The 2336-nt window shown below is 67.1% G+C and carries 1 protein-coding gene and 2 pseudogenes; all 3 read right to left on the bottom strand.

What is annotated here, in order from left to right; translation table 11 throughout:
* Nucleotides 1-81, bottom strand: a pseudogene (locus tag IP78_RS15170) (translation initiation factor IF-3); the annotation flags it as partial.
* A gap of 68 nt (nucleotides 82-149) precedes the next feature.
* Nucleotides 150-2129 carry a S9 family peptidase gene (locus IP78_RS14690; protein ID WP_054112407.1) on the bottom strand — a complete coding sequence of 660 codons (1980 nt, stop codon included), beginning with the start codon at nucleotides 2127-2129 and terminating at the stop codon, nucleotides 150-152.
* A 131-nt stretch (nucleotides 2130-2260) separates the two neighbouring features.
* Nucleotides 2261-2336: pseudogene (locus tag IP78_RS15420) on the bottom strand (translation initiation factor IF-3 C-terminal domain-containing protein); the annotation flags it as partial.

Genomic DNA, 2336 nt, shown 5'->3' with positions numbered 1-2336 from the left:
GTGGACGTCGATGTTGGGGCGCAGCTTGATTTCCTTGAGCTCGACGACCTTCTGGCGCTTGCGCGCCTCGGCTTTCTCGCGGAGCCGGTCTCGCTTCGCGAGCGCCGGTTCGTCGCGTCAGGGACGTCGCCCGTGGACCGGGGGCGACGCTAGTTCGCGGGATTGTGCGTCTCGAGAAACGCGATGGTTTCAGTCAGCATGCGCTGGCGGGTCTCCGCCCGTGAGAGCCAATGATCCTCCCCCTCCAGTTCGACCAGCTGATAGGACTTGCCGGCCCGGCGCAGCGCCGAGGCCATGGTCGAGGTCTGGCTATAGGGCACCACCGTGTCGTCTCGCCCGTGGATAAGCAGAATCGGAGCTGCGGCTCGGTCGGCCAACTGCGCGGGTGATCGCTGATCCAGAGATCGGTCCCCGACCCCCTCCGCGCCCATGAAGCGGTTCCAGTAGCGGTTGGCGGCGTTGTTGCTCCTGCCCATGCGATCGGCGGTCCAGCGCAGCATGGCGCGAAGGTCCGACACGCCCGCAACCGAAACCGCGCAGCGATAGACGCCGGACTCCATCGTCGCCCCCGCCAGGGCCGCATATCCGCCGTAGCTCGCCCCCACGATGCAGACCCGAGCGGGATCGACGATGCCCTGCTCCGCCAGCCAACGCACACCGTCCGACAGATCGGTCTGCATCTTGCGGCCCCACTCACCGTAGCCGGCCTCCAGATGGTCCAACCCCAGACCGGACGACCCGCGGAAGTTGGGTTGAAGCACCGCATAGCCGCGAGACGCCATGGCTTGGGCCCACCAGTCGAACTGTTTCTCGTCGCGCACCGCCGGACCGCCGTGGGGGAATACGACCAGCGGCAGACCCCGAGGCTCCGTGACGCCGGGCGGCAGCGTCAGATAGCCGGGGATGCTCATGCCATCGGCTGCCTCATAAGCGATCGTACGGATCTCGGCGACCTGGTCGGGACCGATGTCGGGGTACTGCTCACCGAGGACATCCGCGCGACCGGCGTCGAGATCGACGAAATGATAGGCTCCGGCATCCGTCGGCCCCCAGCTGAACACCATGGTCTTGCGAAGGTCGTCGCTCCAGGAGACCAGCTGCGGATCGCGCCCCTGGAAGGCTCGCTCGATGGAACGCCACGTCCGAGCGGCCCCCGGATCGCTGAACTCGTAGCGCCATCCCTCCGCCTCTCGATAGGCCGCCCCGATCAGCCGACCCGTCCGGGGATGATACAGCAGGCTGCTTGGATCCCCCTCGAACGGCAAGGGCCGCCAGACGCCGTCCAGCCCCAGCAGACGCCAGATCGCCGGAGCGCCCGCCACGGGGCTGGCGAGCACCGCCACCGTGTCACCCTCGGGTCCCTCGCCGCCCATCACCGGCGGATCCACCAGCGCGGTCGTGGACCAGACCGTGCGCCACGCGCCGGGGCCCTGCTCAACCTGAAACTGCCATAGGCCGTCGTTCTGACGATAGTTGGCCCGAGCGAGGCGTCGGCCGTCCGGAGTCACGACGTAGGAGCGTGTGTTCGGTTGGTTTCGCTCCAGAACGCGCGAGCGCATGGTGACAGGATCAAGGGCGTACAGGGCGATCTGGTAGGTGTCGTCGTTCTGGGCCTCAAAGACGATCTGCGGCTTGCCGTCGATCTGGGCCACATGAACCGAAAGCATGTTGCGGTAGACGTCCGAGAGATTCTGGAACACCGACCGCAGGCTGTTGTTCGCCAGGTCCAGGACCTCGCCCTGGGCCACCTCCACCTCAAGGCCGCCCGGATATTCCATCGCGGCGGAGGTGATGATCAGAAGGTGGTCCGGACCGACCCAGGCGAGGTCGCGGATCTTGACCTCCCCGACCCGGGCGCCTCCGACAAGTTCGCCTCCCGGCAGGGTGTTGACGAGGACGGCACGGACCTCGCCCTGGGTCACCACATGCGCCACGCGGTCGCCCGCTGCGGACAGCACGCTGAGCTCATAGGCGGGCAGCCGACCATAGACCTCCAGCGGAGGCGGTGTGATCGACATGGCCAAGGTGGGGCCGGTCTCACGCGCGGCGTCAGGAGCGACCGCCTCCTGAGCCCCGGTCGATGTGGCGGAAACGACAAGGGCCAGACAGGCCAAGGCAAGCCGACGCATGCGAACTCCCTCTGCGGCGTACACTTGAGGCTACACCAGGCTCTGGCTTCGCAGTGGGGGCGGTTGGCCGGTCTCGGTCAGATTCGCGGTTGCGTTGCACGAACGCAACGACGTCGGTCGACGTGAGCCGCCTACTTCGGGGCCAGGATCATGATCATCTGGCGGCCCTCCATGCGCGGGGAATACTCGACCTTGGCGATTTCCTCG

Source organism: Brevundimonas sp. AAP58 (assembly GCF_001295975.1).
GTDB lineage: Bacteria > Pseudomonadota > Alphaproteobacteria > Caulobacterales > Caulobacteraceae > Brevundimonas.
Note: the sequence above shows the minus strand (reverse complement) of the source record. Positions and strands in the feature narration are given on the sequence as shown.

Excerpts from the sequence above, each read along its gene's own strand:
- IP78_RS14690 (WP_054112407.1), bottom strand. The coding sequence starts at position 2,129 with ATGCGTCGGCTTGCCTTGGCCTGTCTGGCCCTTGTCGTTTCCGCCACA.